At 71.5% G+C, this 20,089-nt stretch carries 19 protein-coding genes and 1 riboswitch; of the genes, 6 read left to right on the top strand and 13 right to left on the bottom strand.

The window, feature by feature from the left end; translation table 11 throughout:
* Positions 1-25 precede the first annotated feature (25 nt).
* The 3 genes from MEICH_RS0105340 to MEICH_RS26940 form a co-directional block, all read right to left on the bottom strand.
* Positions 26-1,219, bottom strand: coding sequence for an SRPBCC domain-containing protein (locus MEICH_RS0105340; RefSeq protein WP_027891754.1), 1,194 nt, complete (start codon positions 1,217-1,219; stop codon positions 26-28).
* A gap of 110 nt (positions 1,220-1,329) precedes the next feature.
* A complete protein-coding gene (locus MEICH_RS0105335; protein WP_027891753.1) occupies positions 1,330-1,515 on the bottom strand; it encodes a hypothetical protein in 186 nt (61 codons plus the stop codon).
* A gap of 57 nt (positions 1,516-1,572) precedes the next feature.
* Positions 1,573-2,649 (bottom strand): metalloregulator ArsR/SmtB family transcription factor, encoded by a 1,077-nt coding sequence (locus tag MEICH_RS26940; protein ID WP_051303930.1) that lies wholly within the window; start codon positions 2,647-2,649, stop codon positions 1,573-1,575.
* A 129-nt stretch (positions 2,650-2,778) separates the two neighbouring features.
* On the opposite strand from MEICH_RS26940, the gene ung reads away from it, so the two are divergent.
* Entirely contained in the window at positions 2,779-3,459 is a 681-nt protein-coding gene (gene ung, locus MEICH_RS0105325; RefSeq protein WP_036218351.1) for a uracil-DNA glycosylase, read from the top strand.
* Between the two features lie 6 nt (positions 3,460-3,465).
* Here ung and MEICH_RS0105320 read toward each other — a convergent pair whose 3' ends face one another.
* From MEICH_RS0105320 to ribD, 6 genes are all read right to left on the bottom strand, one after another.
* Positions 3,466-4,626, bottom strand: coding sequence for a pyridoxal phosphate-dependent aminotransferase (locus MEICH_RS0105320; protein WP_027891751.1), 1,161 nt, complete (start codon positions 4,624-4,626; stop codon positions 3,466-3,468).
* Between the two features lie 77 nt (positions 4,627-4,703).
* On the bottom strand, positions 4,704-6,623 hold the full coding sequence (locus tag MEICH_RS23730) for a heavy metal translocating P-type ATPase (protein ID WP_036218349.1): 1,920 nt from the start codon (positions 6,621-6,623) through the stop codon (positions 4,704-4,706).
* Positions 6,624-6,780: 157 nt separating this feature from the next.
* Positions 6,781-7,776, bottom strand: coding sequence for an asparaginase (locus MEICH_RS0105310; protein WP_027891750.1), 996 nt, complete (start codon positions 7,774-7,776; stop codon positions 6,781-6,783).
* Positions 7,777-7,849: 73 nt separating this feature from the next.
* A complete protein-coding gene (locus MEICH_RS0105305; protein ID WP_027891749.1) occupies positions 7,850-9,049 on the bottom strand; it encodes a bifunctional 3,4-dihydroxy-2-butanone-4-phosphate synthase/GTP cyclohydrolase II in 1,200 nt (399 codons plus the stop codon).
* Positions 9,042-9,644, bottom strand: coding sequence for a riboflavin synthase (locus MEICH_RS0105300; protein ID WP_027891748.1), 603 nt, complete (start codon positions 9,642-9,644; stop codon positions 9,042-9,044). The genes MEICH_RS0105305 and MEICH_RS0105300 overlap by 8 nt, the downstream gene beginning before the upstream one ends.
* Positions 9,645-9,702: 58 nt before the next feature.
* Entirely contained in the window at positions 9,703-10,857 is a 1,155-nt protein-coding gene (gene ribD / locus MEICH_RS0105295; protein ID WP_027891747.1) for a bifunctional diaminohydroxyphosphoribosylaminopyrimidine deaminase/5-amino-6-(5-phosphoribosylamino)uracil reductase RibD, read from the bottom strand.
* Between the two features lie 25 nt (positions 10,858-10,882).
* Positions 10,883-11,002: riboswitch (FMN riboswitch) on the bottom strand.
* A 104-nt stretch (positions 11,003-11,106) separates the two neighbouring features.
* Here ribD and ribH point away from each other — a divergent pair.
* The gene (ribH, locus tag MEICH_RS0105290) at positions 11,107-11,580 is read left to right on the top strand and encodes a 6,7-dimethyl-8-ribityllumazine synthase (RefSeq protein ID WP_027891746.1); all 474 of its coding nucleotides are present in this window, start codon (positions 11,107-11,109) and stop codon (positions 11,578-11,580) included.
* Between the two features lie 82 nt (positions 11,581-11,662).
* Here ribH and MEICH_RS0105285 read toward each other — a convergent pair whose 3' ends face one another.
* Together MEICH_RS0105285 and MEICH_RS23725 are read right to left on the bottom strand one after the other, a co-directional pair.
* Entirely contained in the window at positions 11,663-13,630 is a 1,968-nt protein-coding gene (locus tag MEICH_RS0105285) for a PhoX family protein (RefSeq protein ID WP_027891745.1), read from the bottom strand.
* Positions 13,631-13,725: 95 nt separating this feature from the next.
* A complete protein-coding gene (locus MEICH_RS23725) occupies positions 13,726-14,106 on the bottom strand; it encodes a DUF309 domain-containing protein (RefSeq protein ID WP_084542189.1) in 381 nt (126 codons plus the stop codon).
* 88 nt (positions 14,107-14,194) lie between these two features.
* Between MEICH_RS23725 and MEICH_RS26935 the strand changes: the two genes are divergently transcribed.
* The 4 genes from MEICH_RS26935 to MEICH_RS26930 all read left to right on the top strand — a co-directional run bounded on the left by MEICH_RS26935 (position 14,195) and on the right by MEICH_RS26930 (position 17,087).
* Positions 14,195-14,815, top strand: a complete 621-nt coding sequence (locus tag MEICH_RS26935) for a murein hydrolase activator EnvC family protein (RefSeq protein ID WP_051303928.1) — start codon at positions 14,195-14,197, stop codon at positions 14,813-14,815.
* A 145-nt stretch (positions 14,816-14,960) separates the two neighbouring features.
* Positions 14,961-15,308 carry a thioredoxin gene (gene trxA, locus MEICH_RS0105270; RefSeq protein WP_275052622.1) on the top strand — a complete coding sequence of 116 codons (348 nt, stop codon included), beginning with the start codon at positions 14,961-14,963 and terminating at the stop codon, positions 15,306-15,308.
* Between the two features lie 67 nt (positions 15,309-15,375).
* On the top strand, positions 15,376-15,909 hold the full coding sequence (locus MEICH_RS0105265; protein ID WP_027891743.1) for a GNAT family N-acetyltransferase: 534 nt from the start codon (positions 15,376-15,378) through the stop codon (positions 15,907-15,909).
* Positions 15,910-16,091: 182 nt separating this feature from the next.
* Complete coding sequence (locus MEICH_RS26930) at positions 16,092-17,087, top strand: glycosyltransferase family 2 protein (RefSeq protein WP_051303927.1); 996 nt, start codon at positions 16,092-16,094, stop codon at positions 17,085-17,087.
* Positions 17,088-17,592: 505 nt separating this feature from the next.
* On the opposite strand, the gene MEICH_RS23710 is transcribed toward MEICH_RS26930, so the two are convergent.
* Positions 17,593-18,804, bottom strand: coding sequence for an alanine racemase (locus MEICH_RS23710; protein ID WP_051303926.1), 1,212 nt, complete (start codon positions 18,802-18,804; stop codon positions 17,593-17,595).
* Complete coding sequence (locus tag MEICH_RS0105250) at positions 18,805-20,088, bottom strand: D-arabinono-1,4-lactone oxidase (RefSeq protein ID WP_027891742.1); 1,284 nt, start codon at positions 20,086-20,088, stop codon at positions 18,805-18,807.
* Position 20,089: the final 1 nt, after the last annotated feature.

Here is a 20,089-nt window from a genome sequence, read left to right as displayed (position 1 = left end):
CCGCGACCCCGGACGGCCGCGCGCCCTACGCCGCCTGGCGGGCGGCCTCGAGCGCGCGCCGGACCTGGCCGAAGTGGTGCCGCACGTGGAAGGGGTCGGCCTCAGCGGCGAGCTGGACCCGCACCACGCTGGCCTTGCGGGCTAAGAAGTCCTGGGGGAGGCCCCGGACGATCTCGAGCGTCTCGGCGTAGGCGTCCTCGAGGGCCTGCACCAGCGCGGCCAGGGTGGGGTAGCGCCGGACGAGGGCGTTGACACGGGCGTCGAGGTTGGCGGTAAAGACCTCGAGCTCGTTGCCCACCGCCAGCGAGGCGATGAAGGCCTGGCTCTCCCGCTCGCTGGCGACGAGGTGGGCGAGGATCTGCTTGGCGTTCCACTTGCCCGGCGCGGGCGCCCGCTCGGCCTCGGCGTCGGTGGCGCCCGCCAGCAGGGCCCGCAGCTCGCCGATGAGCCGCTCCTTCTCGCGGGCCATCGTGCGGGCCAGGTCCTCCAGGCTCTCGGGGTAGGGGTGCAGGTTGCGCGGCCGAAGCTCCATCGGCACGGCGTGCCGCTCGGCGCCCCGGTAGAACTCGACCACGACGGTGTCCCCGGCCTTGTGCTGGCGGGTGATGGGCGGGATGTCCTGCACGGTGCGAACCTCCTTGCCGTCCATCCCCACGATCACGTCGCCCTGCCGCAGGCCTGCGGCCTCGGCCGACAGGCCCGCCAGCGTGCCCTGCAAGGCCGCGCCGTAGGCCACCGGGACCCCGTACTGCCCGGCGTTCTCCGCGGTGACGTCGCCGCTGAGCAGCACCCCCAGCATGGGGCGCTCGAGCAGGTCGAGGTGGTAGCCGCGCTCCTGGGTGCTCGCGAGCACCGCCAGCGCCCGCCGCCACAGGGGCTCGAGCGCCGCCGGCATGGCGGGGTGGTGCACGCTCACCTCGGTCCCGCCCTCCGACTCGGCGAAGGCGATCTCGACCTCGACGGGCTGGGGGTTGTCCTTGTCGGACCAGCGCAGGCGGATGAGCTCGGGGGCCCGCACCTCGAGGTACTCCCCCACCGCGTAGAAGCCGGGCTCGCGCCAGTAGGCGTAGAAGCGCCCGCCGGGGGCGGCCTCGAGCTGCGCGTCGTAGCTGAACCACTCGCACAGCCGCGTGGCAGTGGTGAAGGCCTCGAACACGGAGGCGCGGGGGGCCTGAACGCTCTGGGTAAGGGTGGTGCGGGCCTGGGTCTCGGCAGCCATACTCTGACCTCCTCCATCCTGTATTGCCACTTGCCTATACAAGGGTGCGGGATTAAAAAACAGGCCCGGTCAGGAGGCTCAATTCTGACCGGGTCCGTCTCAGCTCGGCTCTAGGCGGAACGCCGCGAGGGAGCTTCGGAGGTGGGCTGGCGCCGTTCGCGCCGACGAGCAGAGGCCAGGACCTGGACAGCTTCCTTCACTTTCTGCCGCAGCGAGCGCTCTACCTCGGCCTCCTGGCGGAGCCGGGCGATGTGCTCGTTGGCCTTGGCTTGCAGTACGTCGTACGTAAACTTCATAGCCAACCTCCTATGAAAGGAGTGTATAGGCAGTTGGCTATATTGTCAATAGGCTATCTACTTAGGGTGGAGCAGCAGCTTGCGCAGGCCCTCGAGGGTGGCCTCCAAGGCCGCGCTGTTGACCTTGTGGAGGGTCTTGTTGCCGTGCTTCTCGAAGCTGACCAGGCCCGCCTCCTTGAGCTGCTTGAGGTGGCCGCTGGCGGTGGGCTGGCTCACCCCGAGCTGCTTGGCGAGGTCGCTGACGGTCATGGCGAAGCTCTCGTAGCGGGCGATGAGGGTCAGGAGCATGAGGCGGGTGGGGTCGGCCAGGGCCTTCATGTGCGCGGCGCTGGCCTCCACCTGGGCGCTGAGCTCTTCGTAGAAGCGCTCGCTCTGGATGCCGTAGCCGATGTAGTGGGCGTCGGCCATGTCGAAGTTGAAGCCCCCGCCCAGCGCGAAGTACAGCGGCACCACCACCAGCGAGCCCTTCTTCTGGGAGGCCCGGATCTCCTCGACCGCCGCCTCGAACTGGACGAAGTGGTGGGGCGGCAGGGCCTCGAGCACGTCCCCGCTGTGCTGGTACTTGGCCTGGAACAGCTCGCTCGCCCGGCGGGCCTCCTCCAGCCCCTCCCCCAGCCACAGGGGCTCGAGCACCGCCCACAGGTCGCCGAGCATCTGGGTGTAGCGGCGGATCTCCTTGCCCTGCTTGAGCCGGTTGAAGCGGTCGAGGGGCCCCTGGAACTTCTTGGTCTCCTTCTTCTGGCGCGCCTCGTCGCCCGTGCACTCGGCGAGCACCTTGCGGCGCTGGGCCTCGAGGTGCTTGACGAAGCGGCCCGGCAGCCTCGCGAGGTCGTCGAGCAGGCGCTGGGGGCTGGGGTCGCGGGCGTAGCCCAGGTCGGCCACGAGCCAGAAGAGGTCGAAGCCGGCGTAGTCGCGCTCCGCTTCGGGCCAGAAGGTGCGGACCCGCTCCACGAGCTCGGGGTGTTGCTCGTAGAGCAGGCCCAGCCAGGGCATCTCGCGGCCCTTCTGCTGGCTATCGGGACGGTTCAGCACGTAGTAGACGTAGGCGAGCTCGAGGGTGGGCGAGGGCATCGCCTCGACCGAAGGCGTCTCCACCTTGGGCGTGCTGAAGGTCAGGATATCCGGCGAGTCCATAGGTCAATGCCTATATTAGCAGACCCCGGGCTCGAGGCGGGTTTGAGGCGCCTGAGAGTGCCCCGCGCTTGACGCTGCCGCGCCCCCTCCGTAGCCTACGGAGGTCACGCCGTTCGGAGGAGCCCTCCCATGAACCTGCTCGAGCAGATCCCGCCCCCCTGGAAGCCCGTCCTCCGGGAGGAGTTCGACAAGCCCTACATGGACAAGCTCGAGGCCTTCCTCGAGGCCGAGCGCGCCCAGCACCAGGTCTTCCCGCCGCAGGAGGACGTGTTCAACGCCCTGCGCTACACGCCCTACGACGAGGTGCGGGTGCTGGTCGTGGGGCAGGACCCCTACCACGACGAGGGGCAGGCCCACGGGCTGGCCTTCAGCGTGCGGCCCGGGGTGCGGCCCCCGCCCAGCCTGCTCAACATCTTCCGCGAGCTCGAGGCCGACCTCGGCATCCCCCGCCCCAAGACCGGCTACCTCAAGCGCTGGGCCGAGCAGGGCGTATTGCTGCTCAACACCTCGCTCACCGTGCGGGCCCACGAGCCCGCCTCGCACAAGGGCAAGGGCTGGGAGCAGTTCACCGACGCGGTGATCCGCGCCGTGAGCGCCAAGGCCGAGCCGGTGGTCTTCGTGCTGTGGGGCGCTCACGCCCAGAAGAAGCTCGGGCTCATCGACGCCCGCCGCCACAGCGTCATCCAGTCGGCCCACCCCTCCCCGCTCTCGGCCAAGAACGGCTTCTTCGGCTCGAGGCCCTTCTCCAAGATCAACGCCGCCCTGCGCGCGGCAGGGCGGGGCGAGATCGACTGGCGGCTGGAGGCCTGAACCGGGCTAGCGCACCTTGACCAGTCCGGCCAGGCGCTCGAGCGCCTTCTGAATGTTGGCCTCGCTGGTGGCGTAGCTGAAGCGCACGTGGTGGGGCGCGGCGAAGTCGGTGCCGGGCACCACCGCGACCTTGGCCTCCTCGAGCATCCGCAGCGCGGCCTTGTTCTCGTCGGGGTCGATGCGGCTGGTGTCGGAAAGCACGTAGAAGGCGCCGTTGACCATGGGCGTGGTGAGGCCGATGTCGTTGAGGCCCTTCACGATGAGGTCGCGGCGCTTGCGGTAGGCCTCGCGGGCCATGGCGATGAACTGGCTCGAGGCCTCGGTGTTGGTGAGCGCCTCGACCATGGCCCACTGGGCGATGGTGTCGGGGGAGGTGGTGGACTGGCTCGAGACGTCGATGATGCCCTTGATCACGTCCTTGGGCCCGCCCGCGTAGCCGATGCGCCAGCCGGTCATGGCGTAGGCCTTGGCCGCGCCGTTGACGGTGATGGTGCGGTCGGGGGCGACGTGGGCCGGGGAGAAGTGCTCGCCCTCGTAGATCAGGTGCTCGTAGATCTCGTCGGAGACGAGGTAGAAGTCGTGCTTGTTGGCGAGCTCGGCGATGGCCCGGATCACCTCGGGCGGGTACACCGCGCCGGTGGGGTTGCCCGGGGAGTTGAGCACCAGCGCCTTGGTGCGCGGCGTGACCTTGCGCTCGATCTCCTCGGGGTCGGGCACGAAGCCCGACTCGGGGCCGGTGAGCACCTCGACCGGCTTGCCTTCGGCGAAGCGCACCATCTCGGGGTAGGACACCCAGTAGGGCCCGATGACGATCACCTCGTCGCCCGGGTCGAGGATGGCCTGGAAGAGGTTGAACAGCGCCTGCTTGCCCCCCACCGTGACCACGGTCTGGTCGGCGGGGATCTCGAGCCCGTTCTCGCGCTTGAACTTGGCGCTGATGGCCTCGCGCAGCTCGGGGATGCCGGCCGGGGGCGCGTACTTGGTCTTGCCCGCCTGCATGGCCCGCAGGGCCGCATCCTTGATGTGCTGGGGGGTGTCAAAGTCGGGCTCGCCCGCGGTCATGGCGACCAGGTCCACGCCCTGGCGGCGCAGCTCGAGGGCCTTGGCGTTGACCGCCACCGTAGCACTGGGTTTGAGCGTCTTGACGCGCTGGGACAAGCCTCGCATACCCGAGTATTGTCGAGGGTCGGGGGGCAGGGGGTCAAGGCCCGGTATACCAAAGCCGCGACCGGGTGGGGCCGAAGCTACGACCGCACCGGGTGGCCCAGCAGCCGCAGCCCCACCAGGCACACGAAGACCGTTCCCCCCTCGTGCGCCACCACGCCCAGGGGCAGGGGCACAAAGCCGAACAGCGAGAGCGTCCCCACGACCACGATGACGCCCAGGGCGAAGCCCAGGTTGAAGCGCACGGTGCGCATGGTGGCGCGGGCGAGGTCGAGGGCGCCCGCCAGCCTCGAGAGGTCGTTCTTCATCAGCACCAAGTCGGCGCTCTCGAGGGCCACGTCGGTGCCGGAGCCCATCGAGACGCCCACGTCGGCCATGGCCAGGGCGGGGGCGTCGTTGATGCCGTCGCCCACCATCGCCACCTTGCCTTCGGCGCGCAGGGCGCGGAGGGTGTCGAGCTTGTGCTCGGGCAGGAGCTCGGCGTGGACCTCCTCCAGGCCCAGCTCCCAGGCGACGTGGCGGGCCACGGCCTCGCGGTCGCCGGTGAGCATCGCCACCCGCAGGCCCCGCTGCCGCAAGGTAGCGACGGCGTGCCGGGCTTCAGGGCGGGGGGTGTCGGCCACGGCCAGCAGGGCCACGACCCGGTTCCCCCGGCCCAGCAGCATGGTGGTGAGGCCCTGGGCCTCGAGCGAGGCCAGGTGCGCCTCGGCGTCGGGGCTGAGGGACGCCCCCTGCTCGCGGGCCAGGGCGCGCGTGCCGGCCCAGACCGTCTCGGGCTCGAGGCCGGCCGCGGGGTCGCCGGCCAGCACCGCCTGCGCCCGGCCCACGATTCCCCTGCCCCGCAGGGCCCGGACCTCCCCGACGGGGGGGACCGGGCCCGCGTAGCTGTGCACGATGGCCCGGGCGATGGGGTGCTCGCTGTGGCGCTCGAGGCCCGCCGCCAGGGCGTGGGCCTCGGGCTCGCTGCCCTCCAGCGGCACCACCGCCACCAGCTTCATGCGGCCCTCGGTGAGGGTGCCGGTCTTGTCCAGGGCGATGATCCTAACCCGCGAGAGGGCCTCGAGGGCGGCCCCGCTCTTGAACAGCACCCCCATCCGCGCCCCGGCGGCCATGGCCGAGAGCACCGCCGCGGGCGTGGCGATCACCACCGCACAGGGGCTGGCGACGACCAGGAAGGTCATGGCGCGGTACCAGGCGGCCGCGGCCTCGACCCCCAGGCCGTAGTAGAACAGCACGAACAAAAGCGGCGCGGACAGCAGCACCGCCACGGTGTAGGGCCCCTCGAAGCGGGCGGCGAAGCGCTCGGTGGGGCTCTTGGCGGCCTGGGCCTGCTCGACGAGCGCGATCAGCCGGGCCAGGGTGCTCTCCCCTGCCGGCTTGTCCACCCGCGCCACGACCACGCCCTGCTGGTTGAGGCTGCCGCTGTAGAGGCGGTCGCCGGGGCCCTTGTCCACCGGGACCGACTCCCCGGTGAGCATGCTTTCGTCCACGCTGCTCTGGCCGCTGAGGACGGTGGCGTCGGCGGGGAAGCGCTCCCCGGGCCGCACGAGCAGCTCGTCCCCGACCTGGAGGGCCCCCAGGGCGACCCACACCTCCTGCCCGCCCCGCCGCACGGTGGCCCCGGCCGGCTTGAGGGCCATGAGGGCCCGGATGGCGCGCTTGGTGCGGGCCATGGCCCAGTCCTGCAGGGTGTTGGAGAGGCTGAAGAGGAAGAGCAGGATCGCCCCGTCGTCGGCGTGGCCCACGCTCGCCGCCCCCAAGGCCGCCGCCACCATCAGCAAGTTGACGTCCAGCTTGCGCTCGCGCAGCAGCGCCCGGACCGCACTGACGGCCGAGGGCACGCCCCCCGCCAGGAAGGCGACGCCGTAGGCCGCCCACATCAGCCCCGGCTGCTCGAGCCGCTCGAGCCCCAAGCCCGCCAGCAAGCCGAGGAGGGTCAGCCCGGTGAGGAACGAGCCCCTCGCGACCGGGTTCTGGGCCCACCGGAGGATCCAGGCCATGCGCGCCCTACCCGGCCCTAGCATGGCACCCGGGCCGCAGGACATATAGCCTCAATCTTGAGTCCTGGACTCAAGATTTGTCGAAAGCCGATAGCCGAACGCCGAACGCGGGACGCAAAACGCTACCGCGTGCGCCTTTCCAAGGCTTCCCCGAGCCTCAGGCCCAGTGGAGCTCGAGCTTGGGCTCGAGCCAGCCGACCTCGAGGCCCCGAACGTTCTTGAGCAGGGGGCGGCGCCACTCGAGGGGCTCCTCGGGCGAGAGCGCGCCCAGCAGTTCCAGCAGCCGGATCACGGCGGGCTCGCGGGCGACCTGCGAGCCGTCCTCGACCTTGAGCGTGACGCCGACGGGGCCCCAGCGGCTCTCGCGCAGGGCCATGCCGTAATAGCCGTCCGCGCCGCGCTTGGCGACGAGGCCGGGGACTTTTTCCATCAGCGCGGTGTCGATGCTCTCGAAGCCGGCCACCAGGTCGGGGTGGGCGCGCATGGCCTGGTAGACGGCCTCGAGGCCCGCCCGGTAGGGCTCGGGGGCGGTCTCGGGGGCGGCCAGGTGGGCGAACATCCGGGCGGCGGCGGCCAGGGGCAGCACGAAGGTGGGGACGCTGCACCCGTCCACGCCGTAGGGCACCTCCCCCACGCCGCTGAGGTCGCGCAGGACGCGCAGGTTGAGCTGTTGCACGGGGTGGGTGGGCTGCTCGTAGCCCTGGGGGCTCGCGCCCAGCGCCAGCGCCGCCGCCATCATGCCGGTGTGCTTGCCCGAGCAGTTGTTGTGCAGCACGGTGGGCTTCTCCCCGGCCTGCTCGAGCGCCTTGCGCGCGCTGCGGGAGAAGGGCGGGTGGACGCCGCACACCAGGGCGGAGGGCTCGAGGCCGATCTTTTGCAGGTAGGCCGCCGACACCGCGACGTGGCGGGCGGTGCCGTCGTGGGAGGCGCAGGTGAGCGCCACTTCCTCGGGGGTGATGCCGAAGCGCTCGACGGCCCCGCTCAGGTACAGCGCCAGCGCCTGGAAGGGCTTGGCCGAGGAGCGCAGGTGGGCGCTGAGCTGGGGGTCGCCGCTGTGGGCCAGCAGCTCGCCCGCGGGGTTGACGACGGCGAGGGAGACGCGGTGGCGGTTCTCGATCAGGCCGCCCCGGTAGGCGTAGACGTACGATTGCACGCCCCTAGCTTATCGTGCCCCTCCTCCCCCCCCTGTCAATCCCGGACAACGCGGGCGAGGAACGCCCCACCCCTCAATCCCCGAGCCAGTGGCCCAGCCGCTCCCGCTTGGCCGCCAGGTACTTCGCGTTATGGGGGTTATCCCCCGCCCGCAAAGGCACCCGCTCGAGGACCTCGAGGCCGAAGCCGCGGAGGGCCCGCACCTTGCGGGGGTTGTTGGTGAGGAGGCGCAACCGGCGAATGCCCAGCTCGCGGAGGATCTGCGCCCCCACCCCGTAGTCGCGCAGGTCCGGGGGGAAGCCCAGGGCCAGGTTGGCCTCCACGGTGTCTAAGCCCGTGTCCTGCAGGGAGTAGGCCCGGATCTTGTTGATGAGGCCGATGCCCCGCCCCTCCTGCCGCAGGTAGACCAGCACCCCACGGCCCTCCCGGGCGATGCGCTCGAGGGACAGGTCGCGCTGGAAGCCGCAGTCGCAGCGCAGGCTGTGGAAGGCGTCCCCGGTGAGGCACTCCGAGTGCACGCGCACCAGCACCGGCCCGCCGTCCGTGATCGCCCCCATCACCAGCGCGGCGTGCTCCTGGCCGGTGAGGGCGTCGCGGTACCCGACGACCCTGAACTCCCCGTACCGGGTGGGCAGGGCGGCTTCGGCCTCGCGCACCACGGAGCGGTCGCCGCGCTCCAGGCGGTAGCGGACCAGGTCGGCGATGGTGCCGACCTTGAGGCCGTGCCGACCGGCGAACTCCAGGATGGCCGGCAGGCGCATCATGGTGCCGTCGTCGTGCATGAGCTCGCTGATGGCCGCTACGGGCTTGAGCCCGGCCAGGCGGCACAGGTCCACGCTGGCCTCGGTATGGCCCGCGCGGCGCAGCACCCCGCCGTCCCTGGCCCGCAGCGGGAAGACGTGACCCGGCCGCACGAAGTCCGCGGCCGTCACCCCGTCTTCGGCCGCCAGGCGCACGGTGGCGGCCCGGTCGGCGGCACAGATGCCGGTGGTCACCCCCTCGCGGGCCTCGATGGAGACGGTGAAGGCGGTGCCCCGGGGGGCGGTGTTGTCGCGTACCATGGGCGGCAGCTCGAGGCGGTCGGCCCAGGCTTCGGTCATCGCCAGGCAGACCACCCCGCCGGTGTAGCGGATCATGAAGGCCATCCACGCGGCGGTCGCGTGCTCGGCGGGCAGGACCAAGTCGCCCTCGTTCTCCCGGTCCTCGTCGTCCACCAGGACCACGGGGCGGCCGGCCCTGAGCTCCTCCAGAAGCTCGGGGACCGGGCTAAGCATCGTCCCCTCCCCGCACGGCCACCAGGCGCTCGAGGTAACGGGCCAGCAGGTCGGCCTCGAAGTTCACCTCGTCCCCCTCCGCCAGTTCCTTCAGGGTGGTGACCTCCAGGGTGTGGGGGATCAGCGTCACCCAGAAGCGGTTGTCACGGACCCCGGCCACGGTCAGCGAAACCCCGTCCAGGGCTACCGAGCCCTTGGGGGCGACGTAGCGGGCCAGTTCCCGCGGCACCTCGAGAGCGACGTCCCAGGCTCCCGCCTCGCGGTTCACCCCCACCACCCGGGCCGGCCCGTCCACGTGGCCCGTGACGAGATGCCCGCCCAGCCGGCCACCCAGCGCCAATGAGCGCTCGAGGTTGACCCTCCGGCCCACCTCCCAGCGCGCCGCCGTGCGGCGAAGGGTCTCCTTCGCCAGCTCCACGGCGAGCCCGCCGGCCCCCAGCTCCACCACGGTCAGGCAGACGCCCGAGACCGCGACGGAATCCCCGGTCCGGGTGCCCTCCAGCACCCGGCCAGCCTCGATGAACAACCGCCACAGCCCGCCCACCTCGCGGGCCTCGCGGATAACCCCCGCTTCCTCGACGATTCCGGTAAACATCCTCACCTCGCAAGCTTCTCGCGTAAGCCGCCGATAGCCACAGCGGCAACCCAGCGGTTCAAGACCAGACCGGATGAGCCTCCAGCCAGATGTCCCCCTCCAGGACCTCCAGCCTCCGCGTCTTCAGGCCCAGCGCCTCGTCCATGCGCCCGGCGGCGAACCCCGCCAGGGCCCCCCGCCCCTCCCCCACCAGCTTGGGTGCCAGGAACAGGGCGGCCTTGTCCACCCACCCCCCGCGCAGCAGGGACCCGGCCAGGGTAGGGCCGCCTTCCAGCAGCACCCCATCGACCCCCCGGGCGTAGAGCCAGGCCAAGGCCGCCTCCGGGCTCACCCGGCCTTCCGCCCGGGGCAGTTCGGCCACCACCGCCCCCTGGCGCTCGAGGGCCCGGACCCGCGCGGCGGGGGCTCCCTCCCCCACCAGCACCGCCACCCGTGCGGGCTCACCCCTGGGGCCCGGCGCGAACAGCCGCGCGGACGGCGGGGTGCGGGCCTCGGTGTCCAACACCACCTTGAGGGGGTCGCGCGGCGGGGGCGGCTCGAGCATGTGGGGGAAAGCCCGGAAGTCGGGGTCGCGCACGGTGAGCCAGGGGTCGTCGGTGAGCACGGTGCCCACGCCCACCATCACTGCCGCCATCCACTGGCGGTAGCCCTGGGCCACCCGGCGGGAGAGGGGGCTCGAGACCCAGGCCGCGTGGCCGCTGCGGGCAGCCACCTGGCCGTCCAGGCTCAGCGCGGCCTTCCAGAGCACGAAGGGGCGCCGGTGCCGGAGGGCGTGGAAGAACACCTCGTTCTGGGCCCGGGCTTCGGCCTCGAGCAGGCCCACCTCCACCTCCACGCCCGCCGACCGCAGCCGCTCCAGCCCTCCCCGGGCCTGCGGGTGCGGGTCGCGAGTCGCCACCACCGCCCGGCAGACCCCGGCCTCGAGGAGGGCCACGGAGCACGGGGGCGTGCGCCCGTGGTGGTCGCAGGGTTCTAAGGTCACGTAGAGGGTAGCCCCCCGGGCCCGTTCCCCCGCCTGGCGCAGGGCAACGACCTCGGCGTGAGGCTCCCCGGCCCTGGGGTGGTACCCCTCCCCCACGATGCGCCCGTCCTTGACGACCACCGCGCCTACCAGGGGGTTGGGGTGGGTATGCCCCCGGGCCCGTTCTGCTAGTTGTAAGGCTCGTCGTAAATAGCGCTCGTCCAGAGCGCGCCGCGAAGGGTGTTCAAGCACGCTGCCGCCGGGTCGCCCCGGCACTCACCTCCTTCTCCCATCCGGACTTTTACCGTCGGCCCCGGAATTTCACCGGGTCGGGCCCCTGGGGGCTTCGCGGGCTTTCACCGCCGGTCGGGAATCGCACCCTGCCCTGAAGGAGGGCACCGTAAAGCTTAGCTCACCGCCAGGTCGGGATTGTAGGGGCACGCTGCCTTCTTGGACGGGCAGCGGTCGAAAAAGCGCCCGACCGCCTGTAGGATAGCCCGCATGAGGCGCATTCAAACCGTCCTCTCAGCCCGCGACGTCCGCCTGGCCTTCGCCGTGAGCCGCTTCAACGAGCGCGTCACCAAGGCCCTCCTGGAGGGGGCGCTCGAAGCCTATGCCCGCCTGGGGGGAAACCTCGAGGAGGCCTGGACGGTCTGGGTCCCGGGCTCCTTCGAGCTCCCCCTGGCCGCCAAAAAGCTGGCCCAACGCCCCGAAGTGGACGGGGTAGTGGCCCTGGGAGCGGTGATCCGCGGGGAGACCCCGCACTTCGAGTACGTCAGCGCCCAGGCCGCCGGCGGCCTGATGCAGGCCATGCTCGCCAGCGAAAAGCCCGTCGCCTTCGGCGTGCTCACCACCGACACCCCCGAGCAGGCCGAGGCCCGGGCCGGGGGCAAGGCGGGCAACAAAGGCGCGGAGGCGCTGTACAGCGCCGTGGAAATGGTGCAGCTCGTGCGGGCGTTGCAAACCCCCGGCTGACGCCCGGGCCCGGCCGCACCCCCGTCTTCGCCGCCGGACCGCGTGCCGCGGCCTCACTCGAGGCGCTTTCCTCGCCGGCGGCTCAGCCGCCGATCACGCCGCCGTCGCTCTTGCGGATGGCGACCACCGAGGGGCGGGCCACCCCCGCGCCGTCGGGCCACAGGCTCACCGGCTTCTCGATGGTGCCGCCCTCGCCGGGGTGCTGGATGCCCGCGAAGAGGGTGCGGTTGTCGGGGGTGAAGACCGGACCGCAGACCTCCGCGCCCTTGGGGGCCGACAGGAACTGGCGCACGTAGCCGCGCTCGGGGCCCTGGGTGGGCACGGCGTAGATGGCGTCGTGGGCCTTGAGGTTGGAGCCGTCCATGCCGTCGGTGGCGACCCACATGTTGCCCGCCCGGTCGAAGGTGATGTTGTCGGGGGTGGCGATGGGCGAGACCTTACCCTTGTCGAAGCCGGCGAAGAAGGTGCTGGGGTCCTTGGGGTCGCCGCAGACCAGGAACAGCGCCCAGCGGAAACGGGTAGCCCCGGCGTCGTTGCCTTCCTCCATGATCTCGATGATGTGCCCGTCCTTGTTGTCGGGGCGGGGGTTGGCCCTGTCCACCTGGGCGGCGGTGCGGCGGGAGTTGTTGGTCATCACCGCGTAGACCAGGCCGGTGACGGGGTTGCGCTCGAAGTCCTCGGGGCGGTCCATCTTGGTCGCGCCCAGGAGGTCGGCGGCGCCGCGGGTGTTGATGAGCACCTCGGCCTGGCTGGCGAAGCCGTTGGCGGCGGTGAGGGGGCCGTTGCCAAAGACCAGCGGCAGCCACTCGCCGGTGCCGTCGGGGTTGAGCCGGGCCACGTAGAGGGTGCCCTCGTCCAGCAGGCTTAGGTTGGCCGCGCGGTCAGAGGGGTTGAAGCGGCCCTTGGAGACGAACTTGTACATGTAGTCGAAGCGCTCGTCGTCGCCCATGTAGGCCACCACCCGCCCGTCGGCGGCCAGGCTGGTCTCGGCGCCCTCGTGCTTGAAGCGGCCCAGGGCGGTGCGTTTCTTGGGGGTCATGGTGGGGTCGTAGGGGTCGATCTCCACGATCCAGCCGTAGCGGAAGGGCTCGTTGGGCTCCTTGGTGAGGTCGAAGCGGTCGTAGAACGCCTCCCAGCGCCGCCCCGACTCCTTGGCGGGCAGGCCGTAGCGGGCGTGCATTTTCTTGATGGTCTCGTTGCTCACGCCGTCGTTGAAGGCGAAGTACTGGTTGAAGTTCTCCTCGGCGGTGAGGACGGTGCCCCAGGGGGTGGTGCCGCCGGCGCAGTTGTTGAGCATCCCCAGCACCCGCCGCCCGCTGGGGTCGGCCTTGGTCTGGAGCCAGGGGTGCCCGGCGGCGGGACCGGTGAGCTCCATGGGGGTGAGGGCGGTGATGCGGCGGTTGAAGGCGGAGACGGGCAGGTACTCCACGCTGCCGTCGGCGTTGCGGATCACCTCCACCACGCTGCCGCCGTGGGCGGCGAGCTCGACGCCGACCTGCTCCTCGGTGGGCTTGCCGGGGGTGTAGCCGGGGAACATCAGCTCGGGGTTGGTGTACTCGTGGTTGGCCCACAGCAGGGCGCGGCTCGAGCGGCTCGAGCCGTAGGGCAGCGGCAGGTAGCTGATGTAGTCGCAGTTGTAGCCGAAGGCGGCCTCCTGGTCGCGGGCGCTCCAGTTGGCGAGGTCGAAGCGGCGGGCGCCCCGCCCGATGGGATCGCCCCAGCGGATGACCACGCCCGAGCTGTAGCCCTCGGCCAGCACCAGGCGGTCCTCGGTGGAGAGCTCGATGGCCTTGAAGCCGATGCCGCCGGACGCCCGGGCCCCCGCCAACGAGCCCAGCCCCGATAGCACGAACAGCCCGGCGGCGCTGGCCGAGAGGAAGCCGCGGCGGGTGAGGGCCTCCTCGATCACGTCGCGCACGTAGGCGTTTTCGCTCTGGTTGTGGACGGGCTGGGCGCAGGCGTCGCCGCACTTCCAGCGGCAGGTGGCCGGGCTGCGGTTGCCGCGGGGGGCCTGGTGGAACTCCTGGGCGTCGGGCTCGAGCTGGATCATGGCTTCCTCCTAAAGAGCTCAGCGCCATGCTCGAGGCCCGCTGTCAGGCCTGTGTCAAACGTGATGCGCCTCCCGATGCTTCGCCAGAGGGCGCTTCAGGGGGAGGCCCTGCACAGGCGCGGCCGGTAGCCGGGCCGCTCGAGCGCCCGCCACACCTCGGCCACGGTCTCGCTCAGGTCGAGCCCGGCGTAGACGCCCGGCAGGCCCTCGAGGTGGCGCAGCGCCTTGGCGAAGTTGCGCCAGCCGCCGGTGGGGCTGGAGCGGGCCTTGTGCAGCGCGGCGGCCAGCAGGATCAGGCCGTGCACCGCCTCGCGCCGCTCGCCCTCCAGCCGCATCCACAACGGCTCGAGCGCCTCGTGCACCTCCCAGAACTCCCCGCGCTCCCACAGCTCGCGGGCGTGGGCGAACTCGGGGGCGGCCTCGAGCCAGCCCCCTTCCCCGCCGTCTGGACTTCCGGGCGAACCCTGCCCTACCATGAGTCCAACCACCCTCCGCCTTTCCCCGCCTCTTCGCCTGCGCCGCGCGTCCACCCGTCGGGGTGTATCGCATTTTGGAGGTATTGCCGTGGCAAACGTCAAGCGCCTGTATTTCCATCCCTGCCTCCCCGCGCACCGCTACAGCGTGCAGCCGGGCTGTGGCTTCCTCGACCCCGCCTACGAGCAGGCCACCGGCTGGCTGCACCCCGGGGCCGACTACAACGGCCGCGGCGGCGGCGACACCGACCTGGGCGACCCGGTCTACGCCGTCACCGACGGCACCGTGGTAGAGGTGGGCTTTTTCAAGGTGTGGGGCAACCTCATCCTCATCCACCACGAGGGCCCCGGCGTGTGGACGCTGAGCGCCCACTGCGATCAGGTCCTGGTGCAGGCGGGCCAGCGGGTGCGGTCCGGGCAGCAGATCGGCACCATCGGCAAGGGGGACACCCGCGTCAAGAAGCCCTACCGCGCCCACCTGCACTTCGAGGTGCGGCTCTTCGGCCCCGAGCGCATCCCCATCAACGACTGGCCCACCGCCACCTTCAAGAACCGCCGGGACAAGGCCCTCGTCGAGATCCTGCACACCCGCGTCGACCCCGAGAGGTGGCTCGAGAAGATGCACGCCCTCCCCGTGCTCCCCGGGCGGGGGCTTTCCCGCGGCCGCGGGCGCCGGAGCCGGCGGCTCGAGGAGCGCCCTCCCGCGCACTGACGCCCGCGCGCCCCCTGCGGCGCCGCTCGCTCAGAACGTGGCCCTGCTCCCCTTAGGATCGGGGGGCGGTGCTAGAGTGGGCCGTGTGAGCCGCTCGACCCCGGGAGTCCTCGGGAGCGGACAGCAGCGCAAAGCAAAGCTAGAGGTGCAAGCTATGGAGAAGCCGATCGAAGTGACCGATGCCAATTTTGAGCAGACCCTGAAGAACAACGAGCTGGTGCTGGTCGATTTCTGGGCCGAGTGGTGCGGGCCGTGCCGCATGGTGGCCCCGGTGATCGAGGAGCTCGCCAGGGAGTACGAAGGCAAGGTCACCGTAGGCAAGCTCGACGTGGACGCCAACCCCCAGACGGCCATGAGGTACCGCGTCATGAGCATCCCCACCATCATCCTCTTCAAGAACGGCGAGCCCGCCGAGGTGCTCGTGGGCGCCCAGCCCAAGCGCAACTTCGAGGCCCGCCTGCAGAAGCACGTGCCCCAGCAGACCAACGCCTGAACCCACTCCCCGCCCTCCGGCCCGGCCCCCGCGGCCGGGCTTCGGCCTGTTGTGCCATACTGGCCCAATGGTGCAGATCGAGCGCCTGACCCCCCGCGACGCCGAGACCGCCCTCCCCGCCCTGGCCGAGCTGCTCAAGGACGCCGTCGACGGCGGCGCCTCGGTGAGCTTCCTGCCGCCTTTGCCCCTCGAGGAGGCCGCCCGCTTCTGGCGGCAGGCCCTGCAGGCCATGGCCGAGGGACAGCGCGTGGTGCTCGTCGCCCGGCTCGAGGGCGCCGTCGTGGGCGTGGTGACCCTCGACCTCGCCCGCGTCCCCAACGGGGCGCACCGCGCCGAGGTGCAGAAGCTGCTCGTACATAGCCGCGCCCGCGGGCGGGGGATCGGGGAGCGGCTGATGCGCGCGGTCGAGGAGGCCGCGCTCGAGGCCGGGCGCACCCTGCTCGTCCTCGACACCTGCCGGGGCTACACGGCCGAGCGGCTGTACCGCAGGCTCGGCTGGGTGGAGGCCGGGGTGATCCCCAACTTCGCCCTCGAGCCCAACGGCTACTGCGACACGGTGATCTTCTACAAGCAGCTCGCCGCCCCCTCGCCCCGGGCCTGAAATTACCGCGCGGTTAAAAATACCCGAAGCCGCCTGAAAGCAGCGCCAACCCCGGGGAGGACACCCCGGGCCAGGCTGGTTTTTGGAACCCGGCCAGCCTGCTCAGCGGGCATACAGTTGCGCTTGCTACGCTCGGCCGGGAGGCTGGGCTTCCCCAAAATTCCCCTGCCGCGCGAGGATCTATGGATCACCCCCTGGTTAGCATTCTCACCCCCACCTACAACCAGAGCGCCTACCTCACCGCGACCCTCGAGAGCGTCCTGGCACAGAGCTACCCCCACTGGGAATTGCTCGTGCTCGACGACTGCTCCAGCGACGACACCTGGGAGGTGCTGCAGCGCTACGCCCGCCGCGACCCGCGCATCCGGCCCCTGCGCAGCCCGTACAACCGCGGGGTATGGCGGCTGGGGGAGAACTACCGGCAAATGCTCCACGCCGCCCGCGGCTCGCTGGTCGCCCTGCTCGACGGCGACGACCTCTGGCCCCCCGACAAGCTCGAGCGGCAGGTCCCGGCCCACCAAGCCGGCGGCCGCCCCCTCAGCTTCGGGCGTATGGAGGCCGTCAACGCCGCCGGGCAGGCCATCCCGGGCTCGCGCTACCCCAACCTGGGCCCGCTCGCGCCGCGCGAGCTGTATGCCGGCTACCTGCGCGGCGACTTCTACATCCCCGCCGTCACCGTCATGATCGAGCGGGAGGCCCTCGAGCGCGTCGGCGGGTTCCGCCAGCCGCACTACCTGCCGGTCGTGGACTTCCCCACCTGGCTCGAGCTCGGCCACCCTGGCCAGGGCTACACCTACGTCCCCGAGGTGCTGGGCTACTGGCGGCAGAGCCCCGGACAGGCCACCTGGCGCATGGCCCGCGACCTGGCCCTGGGCACCTACCGCTACAGCCAGGAATTCCTGCGCGAGCACCCCGTCCCCGGCCTCAGCGAGCGCGACCTGCTGAGCCCGGGCCGCCGCGGCTACCTGGCCGACTCGAGCTACCGCGCCGCCCTGCTGGCCTGGGAGCGCGGCGCCACCGCCCGCGCCTGGCAGTACGCCAAGGAAATCGTGCACTGGGGCCGCCCCACCACCTACCTCCGCTGCCTGGCCGCCTTCGGGGTAAAGACCCTGCGCCGGGTACGACGGCAGGTGCTGGAGGAGGTAGGACTGTGGACGCGGGGGGCGAGTTTGCGGTGAGAGGGTCGATGGTCGATGGCCGATGGTCGATAGCCGATGGTCGATAGCCGATAGCCCATAGCCGATAGCTGATAGCCGAACGCCCTGTTGAAATCGATCATCCACTGGGGCCGCATCCCGCCCCACAAGCCGACTACAGCCCCACGCCCCAGGGGACACCCGCTCGACCTGTGAGCCCGTCCCCGGCCGTGTTCTTGCGGCTCACGCGGGAGGGGGTGGGCGGGGTGGCGCAGACGAGCATGCCGCCGGGTCAAGGTACGGCCCGCACCCCCGCGTACGCGGGCACTGAGGCCCGGCGGCGTGTCCGCGAGTCCCTCGGAGGGTGCGAGGGGGAGCAGGTTTCCGGCGTATGCCGGGTCGCGTACCGCGATGCCCTCGCCATGTGGAATGGCCTCCCCCTACACCCTCCGACGGCGGAGCGGGGGTCACCAAACCACAGCACCGCAACCCCACCCCTCCACCCCTCCCCACACAGGAACGGGCGCTCTCCTCACCACGAGCCGCTTTACGCTTCCTCACTAAACACCGGCCAAGTCGCCACGATCCGGCCCTCCCGCACCACCCGCAAGTCACCGAACTGCAGGAGCACGCTTTCGCTCTCGTAGGGCCGCAGGAACACGTAGTCGTCGGGCTCGAGCGCGGTGCGCCCTGAGCCGTTGAAGATGGCCTGGTTAAAGCTCTTGCCGTAGAGCGGGTTCTCGGCGAGCCCGGCGGGGGAAACCGGCCGGGCAGGCCAGCGGCCGCCGTAGATGAAGTGGGTGCGGGCCCAGTTGGGGTTCAGGCGGGAGAGGAGCGGGGCAAAGCGCTCGAGGCCGGGCAGGGTGGTGCCCTCCAGCACCTTGAGCACCGGCGTGGCGATGAAGACGGCGGGCTCGAGGTCGGCCAGGAGGGGCAGGTCGAAGTCGAGCGGCTTGAGCAGCGCCGAGCCCAACGCGACGTCGTTGAGCGGGCTGCCCTCGCCGTGCAGCCGGAAGGTGGGGCTTCCCGCCCCGTTGAAGGTGAGGCCGGGACTCCACAGGTCGGGGAACTGCGACCGCAGGTAGCCGGCGAAGGCCCGGTAAGCCGCCTGGGACTTCGCCAGCGAAACCTCCGGCTTCTCGAGAAAGCCCGGCAGCTTGCCCACGTGCGCGTCGTAGCCCATGAACCCGGCGAACTCCAGCCGCTCGGGGTTCTCCCGGATCAGCCGCAGCGCCGGAGCCAGCGCCGCCGGCTCGGGGAATCCGCCCCGGTGCAGCCCGACGTCGATCTCGAGGTTCACCCGCAGCCGCACCCCCAGGCCCCGCGCCAGGGCGAGGTACTGCCCCAGGCGCTCCGCCGTGTCCACGAGCCACTGGAGCTGCCGCCCGGGGTCGAAGCCGGTGGGCGGCAGGTGTCGGTAGAAGCCCTCGACGGCCCGCGCCGGCAGGGGCTTGCCCAGCAGCACGTCGGCCTCGGGGAACAGCCGCGCGGTCAGGAGCAGGAAGGGCAGGTGAAAGACCATCTGCCGCCGGGTCCCGCTGGCTTTCAGCACGTGCTCCAGCAGCTTCGGGCTCGGCAGCGACTTGTTGACGATCCGCAGCGCCGCGTGGCGCGGGAAGGTGGCCCGCACGCGCTCGAGGTTGCGCTCCAGGCGCTCGAGGTCGATCAGCAGCACGGGCCGCCCCGGCCCCTCCGCGCGCAGCAGGCGGTTGAGGGCGGCGAAGTAGGGGGTGTGGGGCTGGCCCTGGTCGCGCAGCATTCAGGCTCCCAGCACCTCGCGCAGGTGCGCGTTGAGGAACTTGCCGCGGGGGTCGAGCTCGAGCCGCACCCGCCGGAAGTCGTCCCAGTGGGGGTAGAGCTCGCGCAATTCGCCCGCCTTCAGGCCGTGCATCTTCCCCCAGTGGGGCCGCCCGCCATAGCGCCGCAGGACGGGCTCGACCACGCGGAACAGCGGCCAGGGGTCCTGCTTGTGGTACTGGTGCACCGCGATGGAAGCCCGCGCCCCGCCCTGGAAGGGCGAGAGCCAGAAGCCGTCGCCCGCCACGTAGCGGTACTCCACCGGGATGAAGACCTGCACCCCGCTCCTGCGGATGGCGTGGCACACCTCCTCCAAGCACTCCGGCCCCCGCTCGGCGGGAACGTGGTACTCCATCTCGTTGAAGCGCACCTCGCGCGGCGTGGCGAAGATCCGGTAGGACTCGCCCACCCGGCGGCTCGAGCCCACCAGCACCCCCACCAGCCGCTGCAAAGGCGCGTTGAGGACGGGCAGCGCGCGCGCGACCTCGCAGGCCCAGCGCAGCACGGTGTTCTCCACGAAGCTGTTGACCTCGGTTTTGCCGGCGGGTTCCTGGGCCGGGTTGAGGGTCTTGACGATGGTCTGGCCGCTGAAGGGGAACACGTGGCAGTCGAGGTGCCGGTTCTCCTGCGCCAGGCTCGGGAGCTGGGGCAGCAGGGTGCTCAGCCCCACCACCCGCACGCGCTCCTCGAGCCGGTAGCTCGGCACGTTCTGCAGCGTCACCTGGCTGATGACCCCCAGGGTGCCCAGGCTCACCCCTGCCGCCCGGAACACCTCGGGGTTTTGCGCGGGGGAGCACTCGAGCACGCCCCCGTCCGCCAGCACCAGCCGCAGGCCCGCCACCCCCGCCGCGAGCGACCCCAGCCCCAACCCCGAGCCGTGCGTCCCGGTGCTCACCGCCCCGGCGATGCTCTGCCGGTCGATGTCGCCCATGTTGGGCAGCGCCTGCCCGACCTCCTGGAGCATGGGCCCGAGCTCGTACAGCCGCGTCCCGCCCCACACCGTGGCGGTGTACCGCTGCGGGTCGTGGCCCAGCAGCCCGGTGAGCCGGTCCAGCGAGAGCAGCAGGTGCTCGGTGGGCACCAGCGGCGTGAAGGAGTGCCCGGCCCCCACCGCCCGCACGCGGGGGGCCTGGGCCACGAGAGCCCGTAGCTCGTCCTCGTCGGCGGGCTGGGCAAACGCTCGGGAGCGGCCCCGGACATAGCCCGACCAGTTCTGCCACTCGGCCCCCGAGGAGCGAGCTTCCATA

It is taken from the genome of Calidithermus chliarophilus DSM 9957 (genome assembly GCF_000430045.1).
Taxonomy (GTDB): Bacteria; Deinococcota; Deinococci; order Deinococcales; family Thermaceae; genus Calidithermus; species Calidithermus chliarophilus.
This window is presented reverse-complemented; position numbering and strand designations above follow the sequence as displayed.

Bases quoted from the DNA above. Each gene is read 5' to 3' on its own strand.
- MEICH_RS0105300 (WP_027891748.1), bottom strand. From the start codon at position 9,644: ATGTTTACCGGAATCGTCGAGGAAGCGGGGGTTATCCGCGAGGCCCGC.
- MEICH_RS0105340 (WP_027891754.1), bottom strand. From the start codon at position 1,219: ATGGCTGCCGAGACCCAGGCCCGCACCACCCTTACCCAGAGCGTTCAG.
- MEICH_RS0105305 (WP_027891749.1), bottom strand. From the start codon at position 9,049: ATGCTTAGCCCGGTCCCCGAGCTTCTGGAGGAGCTCAGGGCCGGCCGC.
- MEICH_RS0105250 (WP_027891742.1), bottom strand. From the start codon at position 20,088: ATGGAAGCTCGCTCCTCGGGGGCCGAGTGGCAGAACTGGTCGGGCTAT.
- MEICH_RS0105335 (WP_027891753.1), bottom strand. From the start codon at position 1,515: ATGAAGTTTACGTACGACGTACTGCAAGCCAAGGCCAACGAGCACATC.
- MEICH_RS0105265 (WP_027891743.1), top strand. From the start codon at position 15,376: ATGGTGCAGATCGAGCGCCTGACCCCCCGCGACGCCGAGACCGCCCTC.
- MEICH_RS26940 (WP_051303930.1), bottom strand. From the start codon at position 2,649: ATGGACTCGCCGGATATCCTGACCTTCAGCACGCCCAAGGTGGAGACG.
- MEICH_RS23725 (WP_084542189.1), bottom strand. From the start codon at position 14,106: ATGGTAGGGCAGGGTTCGCCCGGAAGTCCAGACGGCGGGGAAGGGGGC.
- MEICH_RS0105285 (WP_027891745.1), bottom strand. From the start codon at position 13,630: ATGATCCAGCTCGAGCCCGACGCCCAGGAGTTCCACCAGGCCCCCCGC.
- MEICH_RS0105320 (WP_027891751.1), bottom strand. From the start codon at position 4,626: ATGCGAGGCTTGTCCCAGCGCGTCAAGACGCTCAAACCCAGTGCTACG.
- ung (WP_036218351.1), top strand. From the start codon at position 2,779: ATGAACCTGCTCGAGCAGATCCCGCCCCCCTGGAAGCCCGTCCTCCGG.
- MEICH_RS23710 (WP_051303926.1), bottom strand. From the start codon at position 18,804: ATGCTGCGCGACCAGGGCCAGCCCCACACCCCCTACTTCGCCGCCCTC.
- MEICH_RS26930 (WP_051303927.1), top strand. From the start codon at position 16,092: ATGGATCACCCCCTGGTTAGCATTCTCACCCCCACCTACAACCAGAGC.
- MEICH_RS23730 (WP_036218349.1), bottom strand. From the start codon at position 6,623: ATGGCCTGGATCCTCCGGTGGGCCCAGAACCCGGTCGCGAGGGGCTCG.
- ribH (WP_027891746.1), top strand. From the start codon at position 11,107: ATGAGGCGCATTCAAACCGTCCTCTCAGCCCGCGACGTCCGCCTGGCC.